This is a genomic window from Mycolicibacterium flavescens, assembly GCF_001722335.1.
GTDB lineage: Bacteria > Actinomycetota > Actinomycetes > Mycobacteriales > Mycobacteriaceae > Mycobacterium > Mycobacterium flavescens.
The window spans coordinates 16,278-39,281 of sequence record NZ_MIHA01000014.1; the positions used below are offsets into that span (position 1 = coordinate 16,278).

General features: G+C 69.6%; 24 protein-coding genes. 9 read left to right on the forward strand and 15 right to left on the reverse strand.

Annotation, left to right across the window (positions count from 1 at the left end):
* Positions 1-54 precede the first annotated feature (54 nt).
* Complete coding sequence (locus BHQ18_RS18475; protein WP_084294138.1) at positions 55-2,112, reverse strand: heavy metal translocating P-type ATPase; 2,058 nt, start codon at positions 2,110-2,112, stop codon at positions 55-57.
* 61 nt (positions 2,113-2,173) lie between these two features.
* On the opposite strand from BHQ18_RS18475, the gene BHQ18_RS18480 reads away from it, so the two are divergent.
* Together BHQ18_RS18480 and BHQ18_RS30785 are read left to right on the forward strand one after the other, a co-directional pair.
* Entirely contained in the window at positions 2,174-2,977 is an 804-nt protein-coding gene (locus BHQ18_RS18480) for a PaaI family thioesterase (RefSeq protein ID WP_069415107.1), read from the forward strand.
* A 367-nt stretch (positions 2,978-3,344) separates the two neighbouring features.
* A complete protein-coding gene (locus tag BHQ18_RS30785; protein WP_165614574.1) occupies positions 3,345-4,802 on the forward strand; it encodes a PGRS repeat-containing protein in 1,458 nt (485 codons plus the stop codon).
* Positions 4,803-4,869: 67 nt separating this feature from the next.
* Here the strand turns inward: BHQ18_RS30785 and BHQ18_RS18490 are convergent, their stop codons facing one another.
* The 3 genes from BHQ18_RS18490 to BHQ18_RS18500 form a co-directional block, all read right to left on the reverse strand.
* The gene (locus BHQ18_RS18490) at positions 4,870-5,433 is read right to left on the reverse strand and encodes a Dps family protein (protein WP_069415109.1); all 564 of its coding nucleotides are present in this window, start codon (positions 5,431-5,433) and stop codon (positions 4,870-4,872) included.
* Between the two features lie 81 nt (positions 5,434-5,514).
* Positions 5,515-6,426, reverse strand: coding sequence for a DNA-3-methyladenine glycosylase family protein (locus tag BHQ18_RS18495; protein ID WP_069415110.1), 912 nt, complete (start codon positions 6,424-6,426; stop codon positions 5,515-5,517).
* A gap of 19 nt (positions 6,427-6,445) precedes the next feature.
* Positions 6,446-6,826, reverse strand: a complete 381-nt coding sequence (locus BHQ18_RS18500) for a DUF427 domain-containing protein (RefSeq protein ID WP_069415111.1) — start codon at positions 6,824-6,826, stop codon at positions 6,446-6,448.
* 68 nt (positions 6,827-6,894) lie between these two features.
* Between BHQ18_RS18500 and BHQ18_RS18505 the strand changes: the two genes are divergently transcribed.
* The gene (locus BHQ18_RS18505) at positions 6,895-8,334 is read left to right on the forward strand and encodes an HNH endonuclease signature motif containing protein (protein WP_069415112.1); all 1,440 of its coding nucleotides are present in this window, start codon (positions 6,895-6,897) and stop codon (positions 8,332-8,334) included.
* Positions 8,335-8,353: 19 nt separating this feature from the next.
* The gene (locus tag BHQ18_RS18510) at positions 8,354-8,830 is read left to right on the forward strand and encodes an SRPBCC family protein (protein WP_069415113.1); all 477 of its coding nucleotides are present in this window, start codon (positions 8,354-8,356) and stop codon (positions 8,828-8,830) included.
* On the opposite strand, the gene BHQ18_RS18515 is transcribed toward BHQ18_RS18510, so the two are convergent.
* Entirely contained in the window at positions 8,824-10,140 is a 1,317-nt protein-coding gene (locus BHQ18_RS18515) for an NAD(P)/FAD-dependent oxidoreductase (protein WP_069415114.1), read from the reverse strand. The two genes, BHQ18_RS18510 and BHQ18_RS18515, sit on opposite strands and share 7 nt — an antisense overlap.
* A 37-nt stretch (positions 10,141-10,177) precedes the next feature.
* On the opposite strand from BHQ18_RS18515, the gene BHQ18_RS18520 reads away from it, so the two are divergent.
* On the forward strand, positions 10,178-10,843 hold the full coding sequence (locus BHQ18_RS18520) for an enoyl-CoA hydratase-related protein (protein ID WP_069415115.1): 666 nt from the start codon (positions 10,178-10,180) through the stop codon (positions 10,841-10,843).
* A gap of 288 nt (positions 10,844-11,131) precedes the next feature.
* Here the strand turns inward: BHQ18_RS18520 and BHQ18_RS18525 are convergent, their stop codons facing one another.
* The 3 genes from BHQ18_RS18525 to BHQ18_RS18535 are packed head-to-tail and all read right to left on the reverse strand — an operon-like array spanning position 11,132 to position 13,081.
* A complete protein-coding gene (locus BHQ18_RS18525; protein ID WP_069415116.1) occupies positions 11,132-12,139 on the reverse strand; it encodes an NAD-dependent epimerase/dehydratase family protein in 1,008 nt (335 codons plus the stop codon).
* The gene (locus tag BHQ18_RS18530) at positions 12,136-12,642 is read right to left on the reverse strand and encodes a nuclear transport factor 2 family protein (protein WP_069415117.1); all 507 of its coding nucleotides are present in this window, start codon (positions 12,640-12,642) and stop codon (positions 12,136-12,138) included. The genes BHQ18_RS18525 and BHQ18_RS18530 overlap by 4 nt, the downstream gene beginning before the upstream one ends.
* Before the next feature lie 40 nt (positions 12,643-12,682).
* Positions 12,683-13,081: a hypothetical protein gene (locus tag BHQ18_RS18535; RefSeq protein ID WP_069415118.1), complete on the reverse strand. Its 399-nt coding sequence runs from the start codon at positions 13,079-13,081 to the stop codon at positions 12,683-12,685.
* Positions 13,082-13,140: 59 nt separating this feature from the next.
* On the opposite strand from BHQ18_RS18535, the gene msrB reads away from it, so the two are divergent.
* Both msrB and msrA read left to right on the forward strand, forming a co-directional pair.
* Entirely contained in the window at positions 13,141-13,602 is a 462-nt protein-coding gene (gene msrB, locus BHQ18_RS18540) for a peptide-methionine (R)-S-oxide reductase MsrB (protein WP_069415119.1), read from the forward strand.
* The gene (msrA, locus tag BHQ18_RS18545; protein ID WP_069415120.1) at positions 13,599-14,114 is read left to right on the forward strand and encodes a peptide-methionine (S)-S-oxide reductase MsrA; all 516 of its coding nucleotides are present in this window, start codon (positions 13,599-13,601) and stop codon (positions 14,112-14,114) included. Before msrB ends, msrA begins: the two co-directional genes overlap by 4 nt.
* A gap of 81 nt (positions 14,115-14,195) precedes the next feature.
* Here the strand turns inward: msrA and BHQ18_RS18550 are convergent, their stop codons facing one another.
* Together BHQ18_RS18550 and BHQ18_RS18555 are read right to left on the reverse strand one after the other, a co-directional pair.
* Positions 14,196-15,527 (reverse strand): cytochrome P450, encoded by a 1,332-nt coding sequence (locus tag BHQ18_RS18550; protein ID WP_069415121.1) that lies wholly within the window; start codon positions 15,525-15,527, stop codon positions 14,196-14,198.
* Entirely contained in the window at positions 15,524-16,894 is a 1,371-nt protein-coding gene (locus BHQ18_RS18555; RefSeq protein ID WP_069415122.1) for a cytochrome P450, read from the reverse strand. The genes BHQ18_RS18550 and BHQ18_RS18555 overlap by 4 nt, the downstream gene beginning before the upstream one ends.
* A 95-nt stretch (positions 16,895-16,989) precedes the next feature.
* On the opposite strand from BHQ18_RS18555, the gene BHQ18_RS18560 reads away from it, so the two are divergent.
* Entirely contained in the window at positions 16,990-17,595 is a 606-nt protein-coding gene (locus BHQ18_RS18560; protein WP_069415123.1) for a TetR/AcrR family transcriptional regulator, read from the forward strand.
* Position 17,596: 1 nt separating this feature from the next.
* Here BHQ18_RS18560 and BHQ18_RS18565 read toward each other — a convergent pair whose 3' ends face one another.
* Positions 17,597-18,166: a TetR/AcrR family transcriptional regulator gene (locus BHQ18_RS18565; RefSeq protein WP_069415124.1), complete on the reverse strand. Its 570-nt coding sequence runs from the start codon at positions 18,164-18,166 to the stop codon at positions 17,597-17,599.
* Positions 18,167-18,239: 73 nt separating this feature from the next.
* Here BHQ18_RS18565 and BHQ18_RS18570 point away from each other — a divergent pair, with 73 nt between their 5' ends.
* Positions 18,240-18,887: a class I SAM-dependent methyltransferase gene (locus BHQ18_RS18570; RefSeq protein ID WP_069415125.1), complete on the forward strand. Its 648-nt coding sequence runs from the start codon at positions 18,240-18,242 to the stop codon at positions 18,885-18,887.
* A 2-nt stretch (positions 18,888-18,889) separates the two neighbouring features.
* Here BHQ18_RS18570 and BHQ18_RS18575 read toward each other — a convergent pair whose 3' ends face one another.
* The 4 genes from BHQ18_RS18575 to BHQ18_RS18590 all read right to left on the reverse strand — a co-directional run bounded on the left by BHQ18_RS18575 (position 18,890) and on the right by BHQ18_RS18590 (position 22,558).
* A complete protein-coding gene (locus BHQ18_RS18575; RefSeq protein ID WP_069415126.1) occupies positions 18,890-19,960 on the reverse strand; it encodes an MMP endo-(1,4)-3-O-methyl-alpha-D-mannosidase in 1,071 nt (356 codons plus the stop codon).
* Entirely contained in the window at positions 19,947-20,678 is a 732-nt protein-coding gene (locus tag BHQ18_RS18580; protein ID WP_069415127.1) for a class I SAM-dependent methyltransferase, read from the reverse strand. The genes BHQ18_RS18575 and BHQ18_RS18580 overlap by 14 nt, the downstream gene beginning before the upstream one ends.
* On the reverse strand, positions 20,672-21,907 hold the full coding sequence (locus tag BHQ18_RS18585; protein WP_069415128.1) for an MMP alpha-(1->4)-mannosyltransferase: 1,236 nt from the start codon (positions 21,905-21,907) through the stop codon (positions 20,672-20,674). Before BHQ18_RS18585 ends, BHQ18_RS18580 begins: the two co-directional genes overlap by 7 nt.
* A gap of 180 nt (positions 21,908-22,087) precedes the next feature.
* On the reverse strand, positions 22,088-22,558 hold the full coding sequence (locus tag BHQ18_RS18590; protein WP_069415129.1) for a PPOX class F420-dependent oxidoreductase: 471 nt from the start codon (positions 22,556-22,558) through the stop codon (positions 22,088-22,090).
* Between the last annotated feature and the right edge of the window lie 446 nt (positions 22,559-23,004).

The window sequence follows — 23,004 nt, forward strand, 5'->3', positions numbered from 1 at the left end:
GTAAGAACTGCGCAAATGTCTCGCTGGAGGTTTGCATAAAGCCTAGCCAACTTCTTAAGAAAGCGTCCTCAGCACGGCGTCGGGGCTCAGATCCAGACGACGCAACAGTTGCGCATTGAGCGCCACCACCACCGTCGACGCGCTCATCAAGATCGCGCCCACCGACATCGGCATCACGAACCCGATCGGGGCCAGCACACCGGCCGCCAGCGGTACCGACACGAGGTTGTATCCCGCTGCCCACCAGAGGTTTTGACGCATCTTGCGATAGGCCTGCCGTGACAGCAGCACGACCGAGAGCACCGAGCGCGGATCGGACCCGGCCAGGATCACCCCCGCCGAGGCGATCGCCACATCGGTGCCGGCACCGATCGCGATACCCACACCGCCCTCGGCGGCGGCCGCCGCGATCGCCGGGGCGTCGTTGACACCGTCGCCGACCATCGCGACCTTGCGGCCCTCGCGCGCGAGTTCGGTCAGCTTCGCCGCCTTGTCCTCGGGCCGCACCTGAGCGAACACCCGGTCGATGCCGAGTTCGGAGGCCACCGCGTCCGCCACCGATTCGGCGTCGCCGGTGATCAGCACGGTCTCGATACCGAGGTCGTGCAGCGCCGCCACCGCCTGGCGCGACTCGGGACGGATCTCGTCGGCGAGTTTCAGCGCGCCGGCCACCTCGTCGTCGACGACGACGTGCAGCACCGTCGCGCCCTCGTCGCGCCACGGCGCGGTCTCCGCGAGTGCGCTCAGACCACGTTCGGCCAGCAGCCGCGGCCCGCCGACCCGCACGGTGGCACCGTCCACGCGCGCGGTGACGCCGACGGCAGGCGAGGAGCTGAAGTCGGTCGCAGCCGGCACCTCCAACCCGCGCTCGCGGGCGTGCGCGACGATCGCGCGGGCCAGCGGATGTTCGGAGTCGGCCTCGGCGGCCGCGGCCAGGCGCAACAGCGCGTCCTCGGAGCGTCCACCGCGGGCCACCGCGCCGGTGACCGCCGGGCGGCCCTCCGTCAGCGTGCCGGTCTTGTCGAACAGCACGGTCTGGACGGTGCGCATGTTCTCCAGCGCGAGCCGGTCCTTGACCAGCACCCCGGCCCGCGCGGCGCGCTCGGTGGCGATCGACACCACCAGCGGGATCGCCAGCCCCAGCGCGTGCGGGCACGCGATCACCAACACCGTGATGGTCCGGATGACCGCTTCGGACGGCTGGCCGATGGACGCCCACACCGCCGCGGTGAGGATCGCCGCCGTCAGCGCGAACCAGAACAGCCACCCCGCCGCGCGGTCGGCCAACCGCTGCGCCCGCGACGACGAGTTCTGCGCCTCGGCGACCAGCCGGCGGATCCCGGCGAGAGTGGTGTCGTCTCCGGTGGCGGTGACGGTCACCCGCAGCGCCGAGTCGGTGGCGACGGTTCCGGCGACGACGTGATCGCCGACGCTGCGGCGCACCGGTGTGGACTCGCCGGTGACCATCGACTCGTCGACATCGGCGGAACCGTCGACCACCTCACCGTCGGCCGGCACGCTGGCCCCGGGCCGCACCAGCACTGTGTCGCCGGTCCTGAGCTCGGAAGGCGCGACGGTCTGGGTGTGGTCCCCGACGATCCGTTCCGCTTCGTCGGGCAGCAACGCCGCCAGCGAGTCGAGCGCCGAACTGGTCTGCGCCAGCGAGCGCATCTCGATCCAGTGGCCGAGCAGCATGATCACGATCAGCAGCGCCAGCTCCCACCAGAACTCCAGCTGATGCTGCAGCACACCGATACTCGCGCCCCACGACGAGACGAACGCCACCGTGATCGCCAGACCGATCAGCAGCATCATTCCCGGTGCGCGCGAACGGATTTCGTCGACCGCGCCGAATAGGAACGGGCGTCCTCCCCAGACGTACATCACGGTGCCCAGCACCGGCGACACCCACGTCACGCCCGTCGGCAGCGAGTAGCCGAGGATCGACGCGAACATGCCCGAGGCCGACACCGTGGGGACGGCGAGCACAGCCATGATCCAGAACAGGCGGCGGAACTGGGCGACATGCTCGCCGTGACTGTGCTCGCCATGCCCGTGCTCGCCGTGACCGGCGTCGTGCTCGGCGTGGGTCATCGCTGCGTGTTCCGACATGTCGGGATCGTATACCCCCTGGGGGTATCTTGTCGACGGCTGTCGGTCACGCTGTATCGCGATGCCACATCCGCTGAACACACCGCTGGGCCGGTTCGGGATCGAGACGTCCGTGGACGGCCCCGCCGAATGCGTGGCGTCCATCCCGGCCGGCGGCATGGTGAACGCACTGACCGGTGCCCCGACGATCGCTCCGCTGGCGATGCTGGTCGATCACGCCTGCGGGTTGGTCAACCACCGCCGGCGCGACGGCGATGAGTGGACGGTGTCGAGCGAACTGTCCCTCGAGGTCGACCCCGATGCAGCCGCGATCATCGCCGAGGCTCCCGACCAACCCGTGATCGCCACGGGCCGGCCGTTCGGCACGAAGATTGATGTCGCGCTGGCGCTCTGCGAGCTCGCGCATCGTGACACCGTGCTGGGCACCGCGACCGTGCGTTCGTTCTACATCCGCACGCCGGGCGACCTCGAGTCGTTCAGCGAAGGCCCCACCGGCCCCATGCCGCCGGGGACACTCGCAGACCGGATGCGGGTGCGGGTCGCCGAAAGCGGCGGCAGCGCACGGGCACTCGTACAAGACGCTGATCCGGTTCTCAACAACTTGATCGGCATCGTGCACGGCGGCGTGTCGGCGATGGCCCTCGAAATGGTGGCTTCGGCCGCGATCAACGCCGGACGCGACGACGAACCGCTGCGCACGGCGTCGCTGCGGATCAACTTCCTGCGGCCGTTCCACAGTGGCGCCGAGTCCCGCTACGTCGGAACGCCCGTGCGGGTCGGACGCGGCTCGGGCGTCGGCGAGGCGCAGGCGATCGGCCCCGGTGGTGCGACCGCGATCATCGCGCGCCTGACCGCCTACCGCTGACCCCGGGCACATCAGCCGCCCCGGCTGATTTTTACGCTCGCTGGACAGTTTGCTCATTGCGCATTCAAGCTCCGTTCGGGCGTGACTTGGGCCCGCTACGGTGAATTTCGCACGTGATGGCCTTAATGATTGCTGAATCTGTCCAAAAATGTTTGCAAACTGGCGGCGCCGATCTGGCGATGTTGCCGGTCTGCGCATCGAAAGCCCATGTCATTGCGGTAATTATTTAACCCGTCAGTCAATTGAATTTGTTTGCCAGAATTAGCTATTCATGGCTCTTGTTGTGTGCTAAAAATTGTGGTTACACCCTGTGTATCGTTGGTCAGCTAAGAGTCCACTGCGGTCTCTTCCACGAAAGGACCCGGCAATGAAGATTGCCAAGCAGAAGTCAGTCGCAACGGCGACCCTGGCCATGGGCGCGTTGGCCGCGGCCAGCGCCGCGGCCTACCTCGTCGACCCCCCGGCGACCGTTGCCAAGCCGAACCCCCTGGTGGTGCAGCAGCAGGAGCACGACGTGGAGCTCGTGCTGTTCGGCCTGCTGTTCACGCCTCCCAAGCCCGCCACGACCACGACGGTCGCGGCGGCACCTCCGCCGTCGGACCCGCTCAGCGCGCTGCTCGGCGGCCTGGTGCACGCGCTGATCAGCAACGGCGATGAGCCCGGTGAGAACGGCGGCCTGCTGATCGGCAGCGGCGCCACCGGCGCGGCCGGCCAGACCGGCGGCAACGGCGGCCTGCTGCTCGGCAATGGCGGCGCCGGCGGTGCGGCCGCGGACGGCACGCAGACCGGCGGCGACGGCGGTAGCGCGGGCCTGATCGGCACCGGCGGCGCGGGCGGCGCCGGCTACACGCCGCCCGTCGCCGGAGTGGGCGATGTGACCGGCACCGCGGGTGGCGACGGCGGCCACGGCGGCATCGTCCTCGGTGACGGCGGCGCGGGCGGTGCGGGCGGCGGGGCGGGCACCTTCGTCGGCGACGCGACCGGCGGCGCGGGTGGTGACGGCGGCGGCGGCGGCATCATCGGTGCCGGCGGTACGGGCGGCACCGGCGGTGACGGGGCCACGATCATCGGCGACGCGACCGGCGGCGCGGGCGGCGACGGCGGCGAAGGTGGTCTTGTCGGCGGCGGCGGAACCGGCGGCGAAGGCGGCGACGGCGAGGTCATCCCGATCGGCGGCGCCACCGGCGTCGGCAACGGTACCGGCGGTGAAGGCGGCGAGGGCGGCGGCGGTGGTGTCGTGCTCGGCGACGGCGGAACCGGTGGTGAGGGCGGCTCCGGCACGGCCGGCAACGGCACGGGCACCGGCGGCGACGGCGGCGACGGCGGCGACAGCAACGGGGTGATCAGCAGCGGCGGCACCGGCGGCGAAGGCGGCGCGGGCGCGGTCGGCACCGGAACGTCTGACGGCGGCGACGGCGGCGAGGGCGGCGACGCCGGAGTGATCGGTGGCGGCGGCGTCGGCGGTGAGGGCGGCGACTCCGCCGCGGGTATCGGCACCGCAGACCCGGACATCGACACCGAAGGCGGCGACGGCGGCGAAGGCGGCCAGGGCGGTGGCCTGCTCGGTGGCGGCGGTGCGGGCGGCGACGCCGGCGACGCGACCGGCGGTCTGGCATCGGCCGGTGGTGGAACGGGCGGCGACGGCGGCAACGCGGGCGGCCTGCTCAGCAGCGGCGGTGACGGCGGCGACGGCGGTGACGGTGTCTCCGGCGTCGGCCTCGGGCAGGGCGGCGACGGCGGCGACGGCGGCTCACCGAACGGTAGCGGCGGTGCCGGCGGCGACGGCAGCGGCAACAACGACGGCAGCGACGGCGCCGACGACTAGCCGATAGCAACAGCAGGGGCCGGGACGTAATGTCCCGGCCCCCACTGTTTTCGGCTGTGTGCGTCGGCTACTTGTCCGACGACTTCTTCTTGGCCTGGCTGGCGGCGCCCTTCTCGGTGGAGGCGCCCTTGTTGGCCAACTGGCCGCCCGCGTTCTCCAGATGCGCTCGCACGAACCACTGGAACTTCTCGAGTTCGGCCGAATGACCGATCAGCATGTCCTCGGTCACCGGGTCGGCGTCCTCGGCCTCTTCGATGTTGTTGCGGGTGTCCTCGATGATCCCGTCGTACACCAGATCGAGCGCGGCGAGGTGCGCCTGCACGGTGTCACGGTCCAGCGAGTAGTCGTCCCAGGTCCGGTCGCTGATGATCGCGCCGGGCGTGCCCTTCGGTGAGAAGCCCAGCGTCGCGATGCGCTCGGCGACCTCGTCGGCGTATCCACGGACCAGCTCGACCTGTGGGTCGATCATCTCGTGGACGCCGATGAAGTTCGGTCCCACCACATTCCAGTGAATGTGCTTGAGGGTCAGGTGCAGATCGTTGTATCGGCTCAGCTGCTTCTGCAACAGCTCGGCCACCGTGGCCGCGTCCTTGTCGGTCATACCGGGAACGGTGTATTCAGATTGAGGCATCAAAAACTCCTTCGCACGCAAACGGTGTCGCCCATCCGACTACCCGCTGCCGGGGCGCGATAATCACCGACGCCGGCGACGTCACAGGTCGACGAGGTTCGGGATCGCCATCCGCGGACCGAACCGCGGCAGCACCGCCAGCCCGCTGGTCTCCAGGAGCCGCACGGCGCGGTGGCGGTGCGGGCGCAGCGGCGCGAGCAACTCGACCATCGCCGGATCGTCGATCGGATGGCCGAGCAGGCTCCAGCCCACCATCTTGGCCAGGTGGTAGTCGCCGACCGAGAGCGCATCGGGGTCGCCGAACGCGCGCTGGGCGGTCTCGGCGGCCGTCCACTCCCCCACCCCGGGCAGCGACATCATCGCGGTGCGCGCGCGGGCGGGTGAACGGGAGCCGAGCCGTTCCAGCGAGTCCGCGCGCTGCGCACAGCCGACGATGGTGCGGGCCCGGCCGGGGTCGACGTTGGCGCGGTGGAACTCCCAGGACGGGATGCGGGTCCACACGTCCCCGGGTGGGGGCACCCGCATGTGTTGGGGTGCCGGGCCGGGCGCCGGCGCCCCGAACCGCGTGACGAGCAGGCGCCACGCCCGTCGGGCGTCCTTGCCGTACACGCGCTGTTCGAGCACCGCGGGGACGAGCGCCTCCAGGACACGGTCGGTGCGGCCGAGGCGCAGATGCGGCACCCGGCGGTGCGCGGCCGCGATCGTCGGCTCGGCCGGGTCGAATCCGGTGCCGTCGTCGAACGCCCCGAGCAGCGCGGGCACGCGCTCGACGAATTCCCTCGCCCCGGCGCCCCACGCCTCACAGTCGACGGTGTCGACGGCCGGGCGGGTGAGCCGCGCGGTGACCGGACCGCTGCGCATCAGGCTGGTCCGCCAGATGGCGCCGTCGGGCGCGTCGTAGAAGCAGGGATCCTTGCGGCCGCGCCGCAGCGGCGCCAGCGTCAGCGCGGGGCTGACCGGCCCGGCGAAGCGGACGCTGACCGAGATGGACACCGGCCAAGGTTATGCCGGGTCATGGCCCGGCGACGGCGACGTCCGCCTTATCCGGGTAGAACGCGACGTGACCGGCGATCTGCTCGACGGCCGGGTACGGCTGCGGGTAGGTCCAGATCACGTCCTCGACGGTGCGGCCCGACGAGTCCACGACGTGGTAGTAGTCCGCCTCCCCCTTGAAGGGGCAGTACGTATGGGTGTCGCTGGGCCGCAGGCGCTCGGCGTCGACGTCATCGAGCGGGATGTACTGGACCGCCGGATACGCGGCTTCCTGCAGCGTCAACGCGCGGTCGGTCTCGGCGATGACCACGCCGTCGAACCGGACAGTGACGCGCGAGCCCGTCGCTTCCACGGTGATCGGATGCTCGGCGGTGGGTTCGAGTACTGGGCGGTCGCTCATGAAACCGCCAACGCACGAGGTGGCGCGAGAATTCCGACTTGTCACACGCTCCATCTAGTATCGAACGTATGTTCGGCTCGCAGTTCGCGGATGTTGACGACGCCGCTCTCGTCGCCGCGATCGCGGAAAGCACCCGCGCGGAGGCGCAGGCCGCCGCGCGACGGCTCGCCGCCACTGCGGAATTCGTTCGGCGCAAGGTCCGCGATCCCGACGAAGACGGACACGATCGGTGCGCGTTCGATCCGTGGGACAGCGTCGCGGCCGAGGTGGCTGCGGCGATGACGGTCGGTCACCGGCGCGCCTCCGGGCAGATGCGGATCGCGCAGGCATTACGTGAGCGGCTCCCCCAGGTGGCGGCGTTGTTCGAGCGGGGCGGAATCAGCGCGCGGATCGTCTCGACGATCACGTGGCGCACGCAGCTGATCGAGGACGCTGACGCGTTGGCGCTCATCGACGCGGTACTCGCGCAACGGGCGTCTCGGTTGGGGCCGCTCTCCGAGCAGCGCCTCGAATCGGCGATCGACGCCCTGGTCCTACGGTTCGATCCGCTCGCGGTGCGGAACACCGAAACGGCCACGCGCACCCGAGATTTCAATGTCGGTGACGTCGACGACCCGACGGCCACGACATCGGTGTGGGGCAAGTTGTTGGCCACTGACGCCGCGGTCCTCAAACGTCGGCTCGACGAGATGGCCAACGGCGTCTGCGACGACGATCCGCGCAGTCTGGCTGAGCGGCGGGCAGATGCGCTCGGCGCGTTGGCCGCCGGTCAAGACCGGTTGGGCTGCGCATGCGGATCGCCGACCTGCGACGCCGCCGGCCCGAAGACGTCGAATGTCGTCGTGCACGTGGTGGCCGACCAGAGCGCAATCGATGCTGCCGGTGACGCTGTCGAACCCGCCGACAAGCCGCGGGTCGCTTCCGAGCGCAGGGGTACGGCGGTGCTGTTGGGCCGCGGAGCCCTGCCGCCGTCCCTTTTACCCTCGCTGATCCGCGGCGGCGCGAAGGTCCGTCCCGTCGCGAAGCCAGGGAGTGACGCCGAACCGGGCTACCACCCGTCTGCGGCGCTGGCGTTGTTCGTGCGGGTGCGCGATATGTATTGCCGCGCACCGGGATGCGACGTGCCCGCTGAACTCTGCGACATCGACCACACCATCCCCTGGCCGCTGGGGCCGACGCACCCGTCGAACCTCAAATGTCTGTGCCGCAAGAACCACCTGATGAAGACTTTCCGTGGGGGACCTGACGGGTGGCGCGACGTTCAGTTGCCGGACGGCACCGTCATCTGGACCTCACCGAGCGGCCACACCTACACCACCCGTCCCGGCAGCATGGTGTTCTTCGACTGGGACACGACCACCGCCGATCTCCCGCCCCCACCGCTGGTTTCGCCGCCGCGGCCTGATCGCATGGCGAAGATGCCGAAGCGAAAACGCACGCGCGCCGCTGAGTTCGCCGCACGGATCAGGGCCGAGCGGATGCGCAATGCCGCCCCGACACCTTTCTGACCGACGTTACTATCGCGGCATGACCGAACGCGGAAATCCGTCCGCCCGTGCCGAGGTGAGCATCGACGCCGACGCCGCCACGGTGTACCGGATGATCACCGATCTGCCGACGATGGCGTCGCTGGCCGAGGAGGCGCACGCCATGGAGTGGTCGAAAGGCGACCGCCCGGAACCGGGCGCGGTCTTCAAGGGCCACAACCGCAGTGGTTCACGGACGTGGACGACGCGGTGCACCGTCACCGCCGCCGAGCCCGGCCGGGTCTTCGCGTTCGACGTGCGCAGCGCGGTGATCCCGGTCGCCCACTGGCGGTATGACATCGAGTCGACCGGTGAGGGGGCCTGCCGGGTCACCGAGAGCACCTGGGACCGTCGTCCGGGCTGGTTCAAGGTTCCCGCCGGCTGGGCCACCGGGGTGCGCGACCGTGACGCCGCCAACGCCGAGCACATCCGGTTGACGCTGCAGCGCCTGAAGGAAGCCGCCGAAGCGGGTCAGTGAGGTCGGCCGGCGATCTTGTCGGCAAGCACAGCGATCGGCGATGTCGTTGTGCGCCCGCGTGATTCGTGCCAGTCGGCCGCCTTGTAGGCCAGGTACATCCCGCGCACGCCCAGCCAGCGCAACGGTTCGGGCTCCCAGGTGCGCGACCGGTGCCCCACCCACGGCAGGTCGGTCAGCGCGCTGCGCCGGTCGAGCACCAGATCGGTCAGCGTGCGGCCGGCCAGGTTGGTGGCCGTGACGCCGTGTCCGACGTAGCCGCCGGCCCAACCGGACCCGGTGCGCGCGTCGAACGCCACGGTCGCCTGCCAGTCGCGCGGCACGGCGAGGACGCCGCACCATCCGTGTGCGATCGGGATGTCGCGGATCTGCGGCAGTAGGGAGTGCAGCACCCTGCTCAGGTGTCCGATGGTGCGCGGCGGCACCCGGCCGTCGCGGTCGATGCGCGAACCGAACCGGTACGGCACGCTGCGTCCACCGATCGCGATCCGGTCGTCGACGGTGCGCTGGGCGTAGAAGAACCCGTGCGCGGTGTCGCCGAGCGTCGCACGGTCCTGCCAGCCGATCGCCGCCCACCGCTGCGGCGGCAGCGGTTCGGTGACGATCATCGAACTGTTCATCGGCAGCCAGCGGCGCCGCAGCCCGGGCAGCGTCGCGGTGAAACCCTCCGTCGCGCGCAGCACTATCGGCGCGCGGACCACGCCGTGCGGGGTGCGCACCCGGCCCGTGTCGATCGCGACGGCCGGTGTCTGTTCGTAGATGTCGACGCCCAGCCGTTGTACGGCCTCGGCCAGTCCGCGTGCCAGCCGGGCCGGTTGGATGCGCGCGCAGTGCGGAGTGTGGTAGCCCGATACCACGCCGTCGAGCTGGATACGTTCGGCCACTTGGGCTTTGGACAGCCGCGTGATGCCGTCGACCTTCCATGCCAGTTCCTCGTCGACTTCGACGGACAGCCGGCTGGCTTGGGCGCGGTTGCGGGCCACGTGCAGTGTCCCGCCCTTGACGATGCCCGCGTCGATGCCTTCGGCGGCGGCGACGGCGATCACCTCGTCGACGCTGTCGTTGAGGGCCTGCTGCCACGCGATCACCGCGGGCTCGCCGTTGCGGCCGGACGCGCCGAACCCGGCGAAGCGCGCTTCGAGCACGCTGATCCGCAGCGACGGGTCGGCCTTCTTCAGGTAGTAGGCCGTCCACAGCCCGGTGTAGCCGGCGCCGACGATGCATACGTCGGCGTCACGGTCACCGGGCAGCGCGGGGCGCGGCGGCGGTTCTTCGGCGAACCAGTGCGAGACCGCGCCGTTGATAGGGGACACCGCCCGATTCTGTCAGCACCGGTGGTGTAATCGGCTGATGACGCAAGCGGCGGGGTTGGACAAGCGCGGCGCGGTGTTCGTGCTGACGCTCGGCGACGACGAGAACCGCTTCCACCCCGACCGACTGCGCGCGATTAACGCCGCGCTCGACGAGGTGGAGGCCGCCGACGGGCCCAGGGCGGTGGTGACGACGGGCGTCGGCAAGTTCTACTCCAATGGACTCGACCTCGACTTCATGGCGGCTCATCCCGACGCGGCGGAGGCGAACCTGGCGGAGGTGCACGCGCTGTTCGCGCGGGTGCTGGCGTTTCCGGCGCCGATCGTGGCCGCGGTGCAGGGCCACGCTTTCGCCGCGGGCGCCATGCTTGCGCTGGCCCACGATCAGATCGTGATGCGCGCGGACCGCGGCTACTTCTGTCTGCCCGAGGTCGACCTCGGCATCCCGTTCACGTCGGGGATGAACGCGCTGATCCGGGCGCGGCTGCCGATCGCGACCGCACACGAGGCGATGACGACCGCGCGCCGCTACGGAGGCACCGACGCCTGCGCGGCCGGTATCGCGGCTGCGGCGGCGGGTGAGGCGGAGCTGCTCGACACCGCGGTGGCGCGCGCTGAGGCGTTGGCGGCCAAGGCGGGCGCGGTGTTCGGGACGATCAAGGCGCGGTTGTACGCCGAGGTGATCGCCGAACTACGGGTTTCGTAGCCGGCCTGGCTGCCCGGGCGGCGCATCCGCGTCGCACCCCGCACCGAGCGTCGGAAGTTTGGCGCGAATTCGCCCAAAACCCACCAAAAACCCGACGCTCGGCGAACCCCGAAACCCGACGCCGCGGGACCATGCGCACCGTCGCCGACAACCAGACCACGCGACCCCGCACCGAGCGTCGGAAAATTGGCGCGAATTCGCCCAAAACCCACCACAAACCCGACGCTCGGCGAACCCCGGAGCCCGACGCGCCCCGCGCCGCAGCGGCCTAGTGTCCGGATGGCCGCATCAGCCGGCCTTGCTGCGGCGCCGCGCGTCGCGCAGACCGGCCCAGAACCGCGCCGCGTCGCGGATCGATTCCTCCACCGGGCGCGGCTGCCAACCGAGTTCGCGAACTGCCTTACTGTGGTCGACGGGCGCCTCGGCGCGCATCAGCCGCAGCGAGCCCAGCGACATCTGCTGGTCGGTGCCGGTCAGCTTCGCCTTGACCGTGCCGAGTGTGGCCATCGCGTAGGACAGCGGCAGCGGAATCGACCTGCGCGGCACCGGCATTCCGGCGGCCTCGGCGGCGATCCGCACCACCTCGGCGTTGCTGATCATCTTCTCCGAGATCAGGTAGCGCTCGCCGACGCGGCCCTGTTCGGCGGCGAGAACCATTGCGCGGGCAGCGTCGTCGACGCCGACGGCCTCGAGTTCGATCCCACTCATCACGAACGGCAGCTTGCCGAATGCCGCGCCGGCGATGATCGCGCCGTGCGGGGTGCGGCCCCAGTCTCCGCTGCCGTATGTGGTCGACACGCACATGGCGACCGCGGGCAGTCCACGCTCGCGCGCGTACTGCATCACCAGCTTCTCGGCCTGCACCCGCGAGCGCACATACGGCGTCAGCTTCTTCTCGTCGCCGATCACGTCGTCCTCGGTGGCCACGTGCCCGCGCCGACGTCCCACGGTGACGTAGCTGCTGGTGTACACGAACCGGTGAAGTCCTGCCTCACAGGCGATTTCGAGCACGTTTCGGGTGCCGTCGACGTTGGTGCGGAACAGCGGAGCCGGGTCCCGGAGCCAGCCGCGGGTGTCGACGACGCAGTAGTACACGTCGTCGACACCGTCCATCGCGGCGCGCAGCGCGTCGTCGTCCCAGATGTCGCCGTGCACACGCTCGACGTCCAGGTCGTCGATGCCGGTGGTCTTCGCGGTGGGTCGCACCATCGCGCGCACCTGATGGCCGTCACCCACGAGCAACCGTGTCACATGTGAACCGAGGAACCCGTTGGCCCCGATGACCAGCTTGGTCACTCGCCGCCTCCGTACTGCTTCATCCACGTGTCGGCCTCGGCGGGCAGCGTGCCGAGTTCGGCGGCCTTGCGGCACCACTTGAGCGTCGCCTTGACGAAGCGCAGCGGGTTGTAGACGTCTTCCTGGCGGCGCCACAGGCCGTCGCCTGCGTAAGTCAGGATCGAGATGTTGGTGGCGCTGATGACGCTGCCGTCGCCGGGGTCGCGCATGGGGTTGTCGAGTTCACAGATGATCCGGCCGGTGGCCTCGTCGATCACCGTCCACAGCGACGGGAACGACGTCATGTAGCTGCCGGGGAACGACTCCATCGTCCGCCAGATCCACGGCCGTACCTCCTCGCGGCCGCGCATCGTGCCTGCGGCGTGCTCGACGTAGGTGACGTCGGGGGTGTACTGGTCAACCCATGGATCCCAGTCGCGGGTCTGGGCGGCGCGGTCGACGGTCGCCTCGAAGGTCGCGAAGGCGGCGGCGAGTTCGTCCCGGCTGAAGGTGCTGCTCGTCACATCCAGAACTAGAACACGTTCTACCAAGGTTTGTCGAGGGTCAGAACGCCGTCAGCACCTGTCGCGCGCCGAGCGGGTTCTGCAGCGGGACGTCGACGGTGCCTGCGACGGCGATCAGGATGCAGGCCTGCCCGACGGCTTCGGGCAGGGTGCCGCTGCGCAGGTCGACGGTGACGGTCTCGGGGGTTTCGGCGACGGTGGCGTGCACGCCGTAGCACTGCGGCGTCCCGGTGGTGAAGTGCACCGCGACCGCCCGGTCGTCGGCGACGCGGCTGAACGACTCCGCGCGCATCGGGAGCGGGTCGACGATCGCGGGGTTGTCGGTGAACACCACCCCGGCGCCGCCGGGCCGCTCGGGCAGCACCGCGGTCTCCGCCGACGCGGCGGGTGCGGTCGACACGGCCAGCACAGCGGCGGTCAGAGCGAGCAGTGTGCGCATCACACAACCGTAATCGGCGGCTGGAACACCGCGGTCGGTTCGGCAGTTATACAGGCACTATGGCAAAGCAATACAACAGGAATCCGGCCGCGGTGAACGCGTTGTCGCCGGAGCAGTATTACGTCACGCAGAAAAACGGCACCGAGCGGCCGTTCACCGGCGAGTACTGGGACAACCACGAGCCGGGCATCTACGTCGACGTGGTGTCGGGTGAACCGCTGTTCGCGTCGACCGACAAGTTCGAGAGCGGGTCGGGTTGGCCGAGCTTCACCAAGCCGATCGAAGCAGCGAACGTCGTCGAGAAGCGCGACTTCTCGCACCTGATGATCCGCACCGAGGTGCGCTCGGCGCACGGCGACAGCCACCTCGGGCACGTGTTCACCGACGGGCCCCGCGACCGGGGAGGGTTGCGCTACTGCATCAACTCGGCTTCGCTGAGGTTCATCCACCTCGACGATCTCGACGCCGAGGGATACGGGGAGTACCGGAAGCTTTTCGAGACGGAGGAGGCGCAGGCATGAGCGAGCACAAGAAGGCGATCCTGGCGGGCGGTTGTTTCTGGGGTATGCAGGATCTGATCCGTAAGCAGCCAGGTGTGGTGTCCACCCGCGTCGGCTATACCGGCGGCGAGAACGACCACCCCACCTATCGCAACCATCCGGGGCACGCGGAGGCGATCGAGATCGTCTACGACCCCGCGCAGACCGATTACCGCGCGCTGCTGGAGTTCTTCTTCCAGATCCACGATCCGACGACGAAGAACCGTCAGGGTAACGACGTCGGCACCAGCTACCGCTCGGAGATCTTCTATCTCGACGAGGACCAGCAGCGCGTCGCGCTGGACACCATCGCCGACGTCGACGCCTCGGGGCTGTGGCCCGGCAAGGTCGTCACCGCGGTGAGCCCGGCCGTCGAGTTCTGGGAGGCCGAACCCGAGCACCAGGACTACCTGGAGCGCTACCCGAACGGGTACACGTGTCACTTCCCGCGCCCGGGCTGGAAGCTGCCGCGGCGCGAGAACGCCCAGGCCTGACACCCCGGCCCAGACACTGCCGAGCAGACGCGAACTGCCCTACTTTCGCGAGTTTTCGCGGCAGTTTGCGTCTGTTCGCGGTCAAACCCGGCGTCGCACCGTGATCTTGCCGCCGGCTTTCGGGGTGAACGCGATGCCGCGGAAGTGGACCTTCTCGTCGGGTGCGTTGTCGGTCTCAATCGTGAAGTGCGCCAGCACGGTTCGTAGGACGACGTCCATCTCGACGTTGGCGAACGCTGCGCCGATGCAGCGGCGGGTGCCGCCGCCGAACGGAATCCACGCGGTGGGCGTGCGGGTGCCGAGGAACCGCTCGGGGTCGAAGCGCTGCGGGTCGGGGAAGACGTCGGCGTTGGCGTGCACGTTGGCGATCGCGATCATCACCGTGTAGCCGTGCGGGATCCGCCACGGGCCCAGATCGAAGTGCGGCGCCAGCACGTGGCGGCCGGAGAAGTCGATGACCGTCCGGTGGCGCTGCACCTCCTGCAGAAACGCCTGCCGGTACTCGTTGGTCTCGCCGCGGTCGTTCTCCCCGACCAGCCGCGCCAGCACCTCGGGGTGGCGTCGCAACCGCTCGAACACCCAGGCCAGCGTCGACGCGGTGGTCTCATGACCCGCGCCCAGCAGGGTCAGCAGCTCGTCGGAGACGTCCTGGCGCGACATCGGCGTGCCGTCTTCGTAGGTGCTGCGCAGCAGCAGCGACAGGATGTCGGTGCGCTCCTCGAACCGCGGGTCGGCCTCGGCCTGGTCGATCAGCGTGAACACCGTGCGGTCGAAGTTGCGGCGGAACGACTGCAGCCGGCCCCACGGGCTGTAGCGGCCGGTCGAGAACGACGGTTCGGGCAGGGTGGCCATCCGCGATCCGAGCTTGGCCCAGGGCGGGATGATCTCGCGCAGGTAGTCGAGTTCGGCTCCGTCCGCGCCGAACACGGTGCGCAGGATGACGTTGAGCGTGACCCGGTTCATCGGTTCGAGCGTGGCGAACTCGGTGTGCTCGGGCCACGACGCCGTCTCGCGCAGCGTCTCCTCCTCGATCACCTTCTCGTAGTTCTTGATGCTCTGCCCGTGGAACGGCGGCGCCAGCAGCTTGCGGCGCTTGCGGTGTTCCGAGCCGTCGAGCGCGAACACCGAACCGGGCCCGAAGATTCGGCTGAGGTTGGGCTGCACGTTGATCAGGTCGTCGGTGCTGGCCAAAAACACCTGCCGCGCCAACGCCGGGTCGGCGACGACGACGCTGCGCCCGAAGAACGGCACGTTGATCGCGAACACCGACCCGTAGCGCTTGATCGCGTTGCGCAGGTACCAGCGGCGGAAGCCCGCCATCAGCACCATCTGCACCGGTCGGGGCAGCGGCACGGCGGGCGGCGGCCCGCCCGGCGTGACGGTCTCCGGTGTCGTGACGGCTGCGTTGGTCATCGGCCCTCCTCTGTCAGCGGGGTACCGCGGCGGTGCACGACAATGCGACCGCCGTCCTTCGGGGTGTAGGCCACCCCGCGGGAGTGCACCTTTTCACCGGGTGCACTGGTGGTTTCGATCTCGAAGTGACGCAACACTGTTCGTAACACCACGTCCATCTCGACGTTGGCGAACACCGCGCCGACGCAGCGCCGGGTGCCGCCGCCGAACGGGATGAACGCGAAGGTCGACGGCCTGGTCCCGAGGTGGCGCTGCGGGTCGAAGCGGTCCGGGTCGGCGAAGTCGTCGGCCCGGTCGTGCATCAGCGAGATGCTGGCCAGTATCGAATAGCCTCGCGGGACAACCCATTCGCCGAGCTCCACGGTCGGTGCGTAGACGTGCCGGCCGGCGAAGTCGATGACCGTGCGGGCGCGCTGGACCTCGGCGAGCACGGCCTGCCGGTAGTCGCCGTCGTCGGTCGCGGCCTCCTCGACGAGCCGCTTCAGCACCTCGGGGTGCCGGGTGATGCGCTCGAACGCCCACGCCAGCGTCGAGGCGGTGGTCTCGTGGCCGGCGGCAAGCAGAGTCAGCAGCTCGTCACCGATGTCGTTGCGCGACATGGCCGATCCGTCTTCGTAGGTGCTGCGTAACAGCAGCGCCAGCACGTCGTCGCGGGCATCGAGATTCGGATCTGCGGCCACCCGGTCGATCAGCCTGTCGATGACGGCGTCGTAGCGCTTGCGGTACTCGGCCAGCCTGCCCCACGGGCTGAACCGGCCGTAGGTGCGCGACGGCGCCGGCAGCGAGGCGACCCGCGACCCCAGCGTCACCCAAGGCGGGATGATGCGGCGCAGCTCGTCGAGCTGTTCACCGTCGGCGCCGAACACCGCGCGCAGGATCGCGTTGAGCGTGATCCTCATCATCGGTTCGAGGGTGGCGAACGCCTGACCCTGCGGCCAGTCCGCGACCTCGCGCAGCGTCTCCTCTTCGAAGATCTTCTCGTAGTTCTTGATGCTGCGGCCGTGGAAGGGCGGGGTGAGCAGGCGGCGACGACGCCGGTGCTCGGTTCCATCGAGCGCGAACACCGACCCGGGGCCCAGTACCCGCGACAGGTTCGGCTGGATGTTGCCGACGTCGTCGGTGTTGGCCATGAACAGTTGCTTGGCCAGTTGCGGTTCGCCGAGCACGACGGTGGGACCGAAGACCGGCAGGTTCAGCGTGAACGCCGACCCGTATCGGCGCGCGAACAGGGCGACCGTCCGGCGGCGTGAGATCGAGAATGCCAGCGCCAGAAGTGGTTTCGGTATCGGCGGGCGGGGCGGCAGCCGCACCGCGCGCGGCGGCGCGATTTCCTCGATGGGCGATTCGGCGGTGACGGATTCGCTCATGACGCTCCCAGGCTCTGGTACTACGATGTACCGCAGGTTCGTGTAGTACGGTACCGGTTGGTACCAGCGGCCGCAAGGGTCTATCGGGAGGCGCAATGAGCACAGCACTGGACAACGGTGCGCGCGCCGCCGCCGACCACCCGTTCCGGGACCGCCTCCTCGACGGGCTGGCCTCCTCGATCAACGAACGCGGCTACCGCGACACCACCGTCGCCGACATCGTGCGCGACGCCCGCACCTCCAAGCGCACGTTCTACGAGCAGTTCGCAAGCAAAGAGGAATGCCTGATCGAACTGCTGCGCCGCAACAACGACAACCTGATCGCCAGCATCGTCGCGGCCGTCGACCCCGAAACCGACTGGCGCGCACAGGTCCGCCAGGCCGTCACCGCCTACGTCGACTACATCTCCGCGCGCCAGGCGATCACGCTGACCTGGATCCGCGAGGCACCCGCGCTCGGCGCGGTGGCCCACCCGCTGCACCGCACCGCGATGGAGCACCTGACCGACATGCTGGTTGAGCTGACCGCCAACCCCGGCTTCCGGCGCGCCGGCCTGGCGCCGGTCTCTCGCCCGCTGGCCCTGATCATCCTGGGCGGACTGCGCGAACTGACCGCGCTGCTCGTCGAGGACGGTCATGATCTGCGGGGCATCATCGAACCGGCGATCACCGCATCCGAGGCAGTCCTCGGCGGACGCTGAGTCAGCCCAGGATCAACCGGGCCGATTTCTCCAGCCGTTCGGCGATGTCGCTGTACGACGCGTACCCCATCCCGGCACGCACCAGCGCACCGGAGTACAGCATCTCGAGCGTGTCGATGACGTCGGCGTCGGTGCCGGGCCCGAGCGCGGCGGCCAGCCGGTCCCGGATGTCGGCGCCGATGCGCTGCCGCAGCACCTCGACGTCGGGGTCGCGGCCGAGCAGCGCGGTCGTGACGGCGCCCGCGAACTCCGGTTCGTCGGCTACCAGGGCCGCGATGTGTTGGAGCACCTCGATCACGCGCGCGGCGGGGTCACCGGAGGTGTGTTCGGCCGGCGGAGATCCGGCCAGCCGACGCCAGAACACCTCGGCGATCAGGTGTTCCTTGCTGGAGAAGTACGTGTAGGCGGTAGCCGCACCCACACCGGCCTGCGCGGCCACCCGGCGCACGGTCAGGCCGGCGAAACCCTCCTGGTGCAGGAGGTCGACAGCTGCACGACCGAGGCGGTCGACGGTGTCGGCCTGCTTGGCGGTCAATCGGCGCCGAGTCGACTCCAAGGCCGTTTCGGACACATGTCCGGACGCTACTACACCAACCGGGCACCAGCAACGATCCGCTGCGGGCCGATCAGTAAGTTGGACGTCGATGCGCACCACTGAGGAACTCTTCGCCCTGGCCGAGAAGGTCACCGGTTTCATGCCCGCCGACGAGGGCCGCGCCCTGTTCGACGCCGCCGTGGCCTACCTCGCCGACGGCGTCGGCGTCGAAATCGGCACGTACTGCGGCAAATCGACCGTGCTGCTCGGCGCGGCCGCTCAGCAGACCGGCGGGGTGATCTACACCGTCGACCACCACCACGGCTCGGAGGAGCACCAGCCCGGCTGGGAGTACCACGACGAGTCGATGGTCGACGCGGTCACCGGGTTGTTCGACACGCTGCCCACCGCGCGGCGCACGCTGGACGCCGCGGGCTTCGATGACCACGTCGTCATGGTCGTCGGCCGGTCACCGGTGGTGGCGCGCGGGTGGCGCACTCCGCTGCGACTGCTGTTCATCGACGGCGGGCACACCGAGGAGGCCGCACAGCGCGACTTCGACGGCTGGGCCAAATGGGTGCAGGTCGGCGGCGCGCTGATCATCCACGACGTGTTCCCCAACCCCGACGAAGGCGGACAGGCGCCGTTCCACATCTACCAAAGAGCTTTGCGGACAGGAGATTTCCGCGAAGTGTCGGCAACCGGGTCGATGCGGGTGCTGGAACGGACCGCCGGGACGGCCGGGGAGGCGCTGTAGCGCTACCGGTCGCTGGTGGCGCACTCGCAGTCGTAGGAACCTTCGAGACCGCGCGGCAGGTCGACGCCGCGGAAGATGCCGCTCGCCGGCGTCGTGCGCGACAGTGCGTCGGCGGCCAGGATCATCGCGGCGCCGGTCCACGTCGTGCGTTCCTCGGGCCACCGCTTGCCGTCGGCGAACACCAGGCCGGTCCAGTACGACCCGTCGTCCTCACGCAGGTGGTGCATGGCAGTGAACTGTTCGCGGGCCCGCACCGAGTCGCCGACCGCGTCCAAAGCCAGGACCAGTTCACAGGTTTCGGCACCGGTCACCCAGGGCCGGTCATCCACGCAGCGGATGCCCAGACCGGGTACGACGAAGTCGTCCCACCGCTCGTCGATGCGAGCCCTGGCCGCCGCGCCGCGTATCGCACCGCCCAGGACGGGGTAGTACCACTCCATCGACCACCGGTCCTTGACCGTGAACGCCTCGGGGTGGTGCGCGATCGCGTGTCCGAGCCGACCGACCGCGACCTCCCACTCGGGTTGGGGGTCGTCGAAGTAGTCGGCCAGCGCCAGCGCGCAGCGGATGCTGTGGTAGATGCTCGCACAGCCGGTCATCAGCGCCTCGGGTTCGAGCCCGGAAGCGCTGCGTGCCCACGCGATTTCGCCCCCGCTGAGCTGCATGTCCAGCACGAAGTCGACGGCCTTGGTGACCACCGGCCACATCGTCTCGGCGAAGCGCCGGTCACCGGTCACCAGCACGTGGTGCCAGACGCCGGTGGCGATGTACGCGCAGAAGTTGCTGTCGCTGTTGGCGTCCTCGATCACGCCGTTGCGAAACTGGATGGGCCATGACCCGTCGGGACGCTGGGTCCTGCGTGACCACTCGAAGGCCGCGCGGGCCGGTTCGAGCAGGCCGGCCGCGGTGAGCGCCATCGCGTTCTCGACGTGGTCCCACGGGTCGGTGTGCCCGCCGTCGAACCACGGGAGCGCGCCGGTGGACTCCTGGGTCGCCGCGATGGACTGCGCGGTCTGCCGACACTGCGCAGGCGTCAGTACGCCCGGGACGCCGGGGATCTCAGAGGTCAGCACCGTCGGCCACCGGCTTCTCGAAATACAGCGCGACGCTCTTGCCGATCAACGGGTTCAGCAGTGACTCGGCCGTCCGCGTCAACCACGGCCGACTCATCATGTCCCACACCAGCATCCGGTGATAGGCCTTGACCGCGACGTGGTCGGGGTTCTCGGTGCCGACCGCGCATTTGAGCCACCAGTACGGCGAGTGCAGGGCGTGCGCGTGGTCGACGTGCGTCAGCCGCAGACCGTGTGCGAGGACTTTGTCGCGCAGTCGGTCGGCGTGGTAGATCCGGACGTGGCCGCCCTCGTTGGCGTGGTACTCGTCGGACAGCACCCAGCAGATCTTCTCCGGCAGCCAGCGCGGCACGGTGATCGCCAGCGCCCCACCGGGTTTGAGTATCCGCACCAGTTCGGCGATCGCCTCGTCGTCCTGCGGCACGTGCTCGAGGATCTCCGAGGCGATGACGCAGTCGAACGTCCCGTCGTCGTACGGCAGCGCGAGCGCGTCACCCTTGACGGTCTCGGCCCTGGCCGACAGCGGGGCTTCGCCCTCGGCGCGCATGGCGGTCAGGATCTCGTCGACGTCGTTGAGGTCCGAGGCGTTCTGGTCGAAGGCGATCACGTCGGCGCCGCGGCGGTAGGCCTCGAAGCTGTGCCGGCCCGCGCCGCAGCCCACATCGATCACCTTGGTGCCCGCGCCGACACCGAGCCGGTCGAAGTCGACGGTCAGCATGCGCCCACCCGCTGACGAGCCCGCTCGTAGACCGCAACCGTCTGCGCGGCAACCGATTCCCAACTGAACACCTCGAGCGCGCGCTTACGCCCGTTCGCGCCGAGCCGGGCCAGTTCGCGTGGGGAGTCGAGCAGTTCGCCGAGCACCGAGGTCAATTCGTCGACGTCGGCGGGCCGGACCAAGCGCGCGCACTCGCCGTCGGGGCCGACGACCTCGGGCAGTGCGCCCGCGCGGCTCGCGACGATCGGGGTGCCGCTGGCCATCGCCTCCACCGCCGGAAGCGAAAAGCCCTCGTAAAGCGAAGGGATACAGGCGACTTCGGCGGAGGCCAGCAGATCGGCCAGTTCCTGGTCGGTCAGCCCGCTGGAGCTGTGCACGATGTCGGAGATGCCCAGTTCGGCGATCAGCTTCTCGGTCGGCCCGTTGGGTTCGAGCTTGGCGACGAGCTGCAGTTCCAGGTCCCGCTCGACACGCAACCGGGCGACCGCGTGCAGCAGGTGGCTGACGCCCTTGAGCGGGACGTCGGCGCTGGCGATCGCGATGATGCGGTTGCGCACGCGTTCGGCGGCCGGTTTGAAGGCCGCGGTGTCGACGCCCAGCGGCACCACGTGCAGTTGGCTCGGCGCGACGCCGAAGTCCTCGGAGATGTCGGCCGCCGATGTCGAGGAGACCGTGAGCAGTTCGGGGATCTCGCAGGCGACCTGCTTCTGCATCTCGGCGAAGCCGTACCAGCGGCGCACCAGCGGCTTGCGCCACCAGGGTGCGGCGGCGACGTCGACCACCTTGTCGCGGGTGATCGGGTGGTGCACGGTGGCGACCAGGGGCAGTCCGAGCGCGGCGATGCGGCGCAGCCCAGTGCCCAGGCACTGGTTGTCGTGCACGACGTCGAACTCGTCGCGGCGTTCGGCCAGCAGGCGGGCGGCGCGCAGGCTGAAGGTGCGCGGCTCGGGGAAGCCCGCGGTCCAGGTGGTCAGCAGTTCGAGGGCGTCGATGGAGGTCTTGATCTCATTCGGCCACGGGATGCGGAAGGGGTCCGGTTCCCGGTACAGGTCCAGGCTCGGCACCTTCGTCAGCCGCACGCGCGGGTCGAGGCCGTCGGGGTAGGGCTGGCCGGAGAACACCTCGACGTCGTGGCCCAGCTCGACGAGTCCGCGGCTGAGGTAGCGGACGTAGACCCCCTGCCCGCCGCAGTGGGTCTTGCTTCGATACGACAACAAGGCGATGCGCATGTTCAGCTCACGACGGTGTGCAGATATCCAGGGCCGCTGAGCTGGACAAACGGTGTCACGCAGAAACTCCGAACCTTCTGGACATGTGTCCAGACTATAGTTTGACGTGCTATCGGACGCAACGCGGCCGTGCTGCTCTGACTATCACACAGTCGTCGTCGCCGCCTCGTCCCGGCCCGGTCATCGCGCCTGATCTTGAGGCGGCGGGAATCCGCCGGTGGCGACCGGACCCCAGCGCCGCGGACTGACCCGGATCAGGCACTTGCCCTGATCGGTCATCGCCTGGCGGTATTCCGCCCAGTCGGGGTGCTCGCCGGCGATCGCCCGGTAGTAGTCCACGAGCGGTTCGACCGCGTCGGGCAGGCCGATGACCTCGGCGTCGCCGTCGACCTGGACGTACGGGCCGTTGAACTCGTCGGAGAGCACGACGACGCTGGCCCGGCCGGCGCGCCGCACGTTGGCCGATTTGGCGCGCTGCGGATAACTCGCGATCACGATGCGGCCTGCGCCGTCGACACCGCCGGACACCGGTGAACTCTGCAGCGACCCGTCGGCGCGGAAGGTGGTCAGCACCATGCGGTGCCGGGGGCGGACGAACTCGAGGAGTCCGGCCAGGTCGACGGTCTCGGCGGTCGCGTAGGTGCGGGCCATACCGTCGACCCTAATCAGCGCGGCGGGACACCACCCTCGCCCGCACGCCCAGCAAGCACCTTTCGAGTTGCTCCGCGCTGACGTCCTGCTGCCCGCGGGGCGGCCCGGCCGGCGCGGCCCGTCGTCGCTGTACGCGCCGTCGGCGGTCGCAGCGCGACGACCCGTGATCCGCCGCCGAGCTGCCGGTCCACCGAGAAGCCCGGGACACCTGGGCTCAGCCCGGTCTCGCGGTCGGCACGCGATCCGGCGGCTGCCCGGCACCCCACTCCATGGGGCTTCAGCTGCACCGATCCCGGGTTTCGCGGATGGGGGAAGGCGCGGGTGCCGAAGAATGCGGAACTGCTGCCCCCGAGAGCCGCTTAAGATTGGCTGCGTGCATTCGGCCGATCGGCTTGACGTGAGACTTTGCCGCCCCAACCGCGTACCTAAGAGTTTGCTGTGTATCG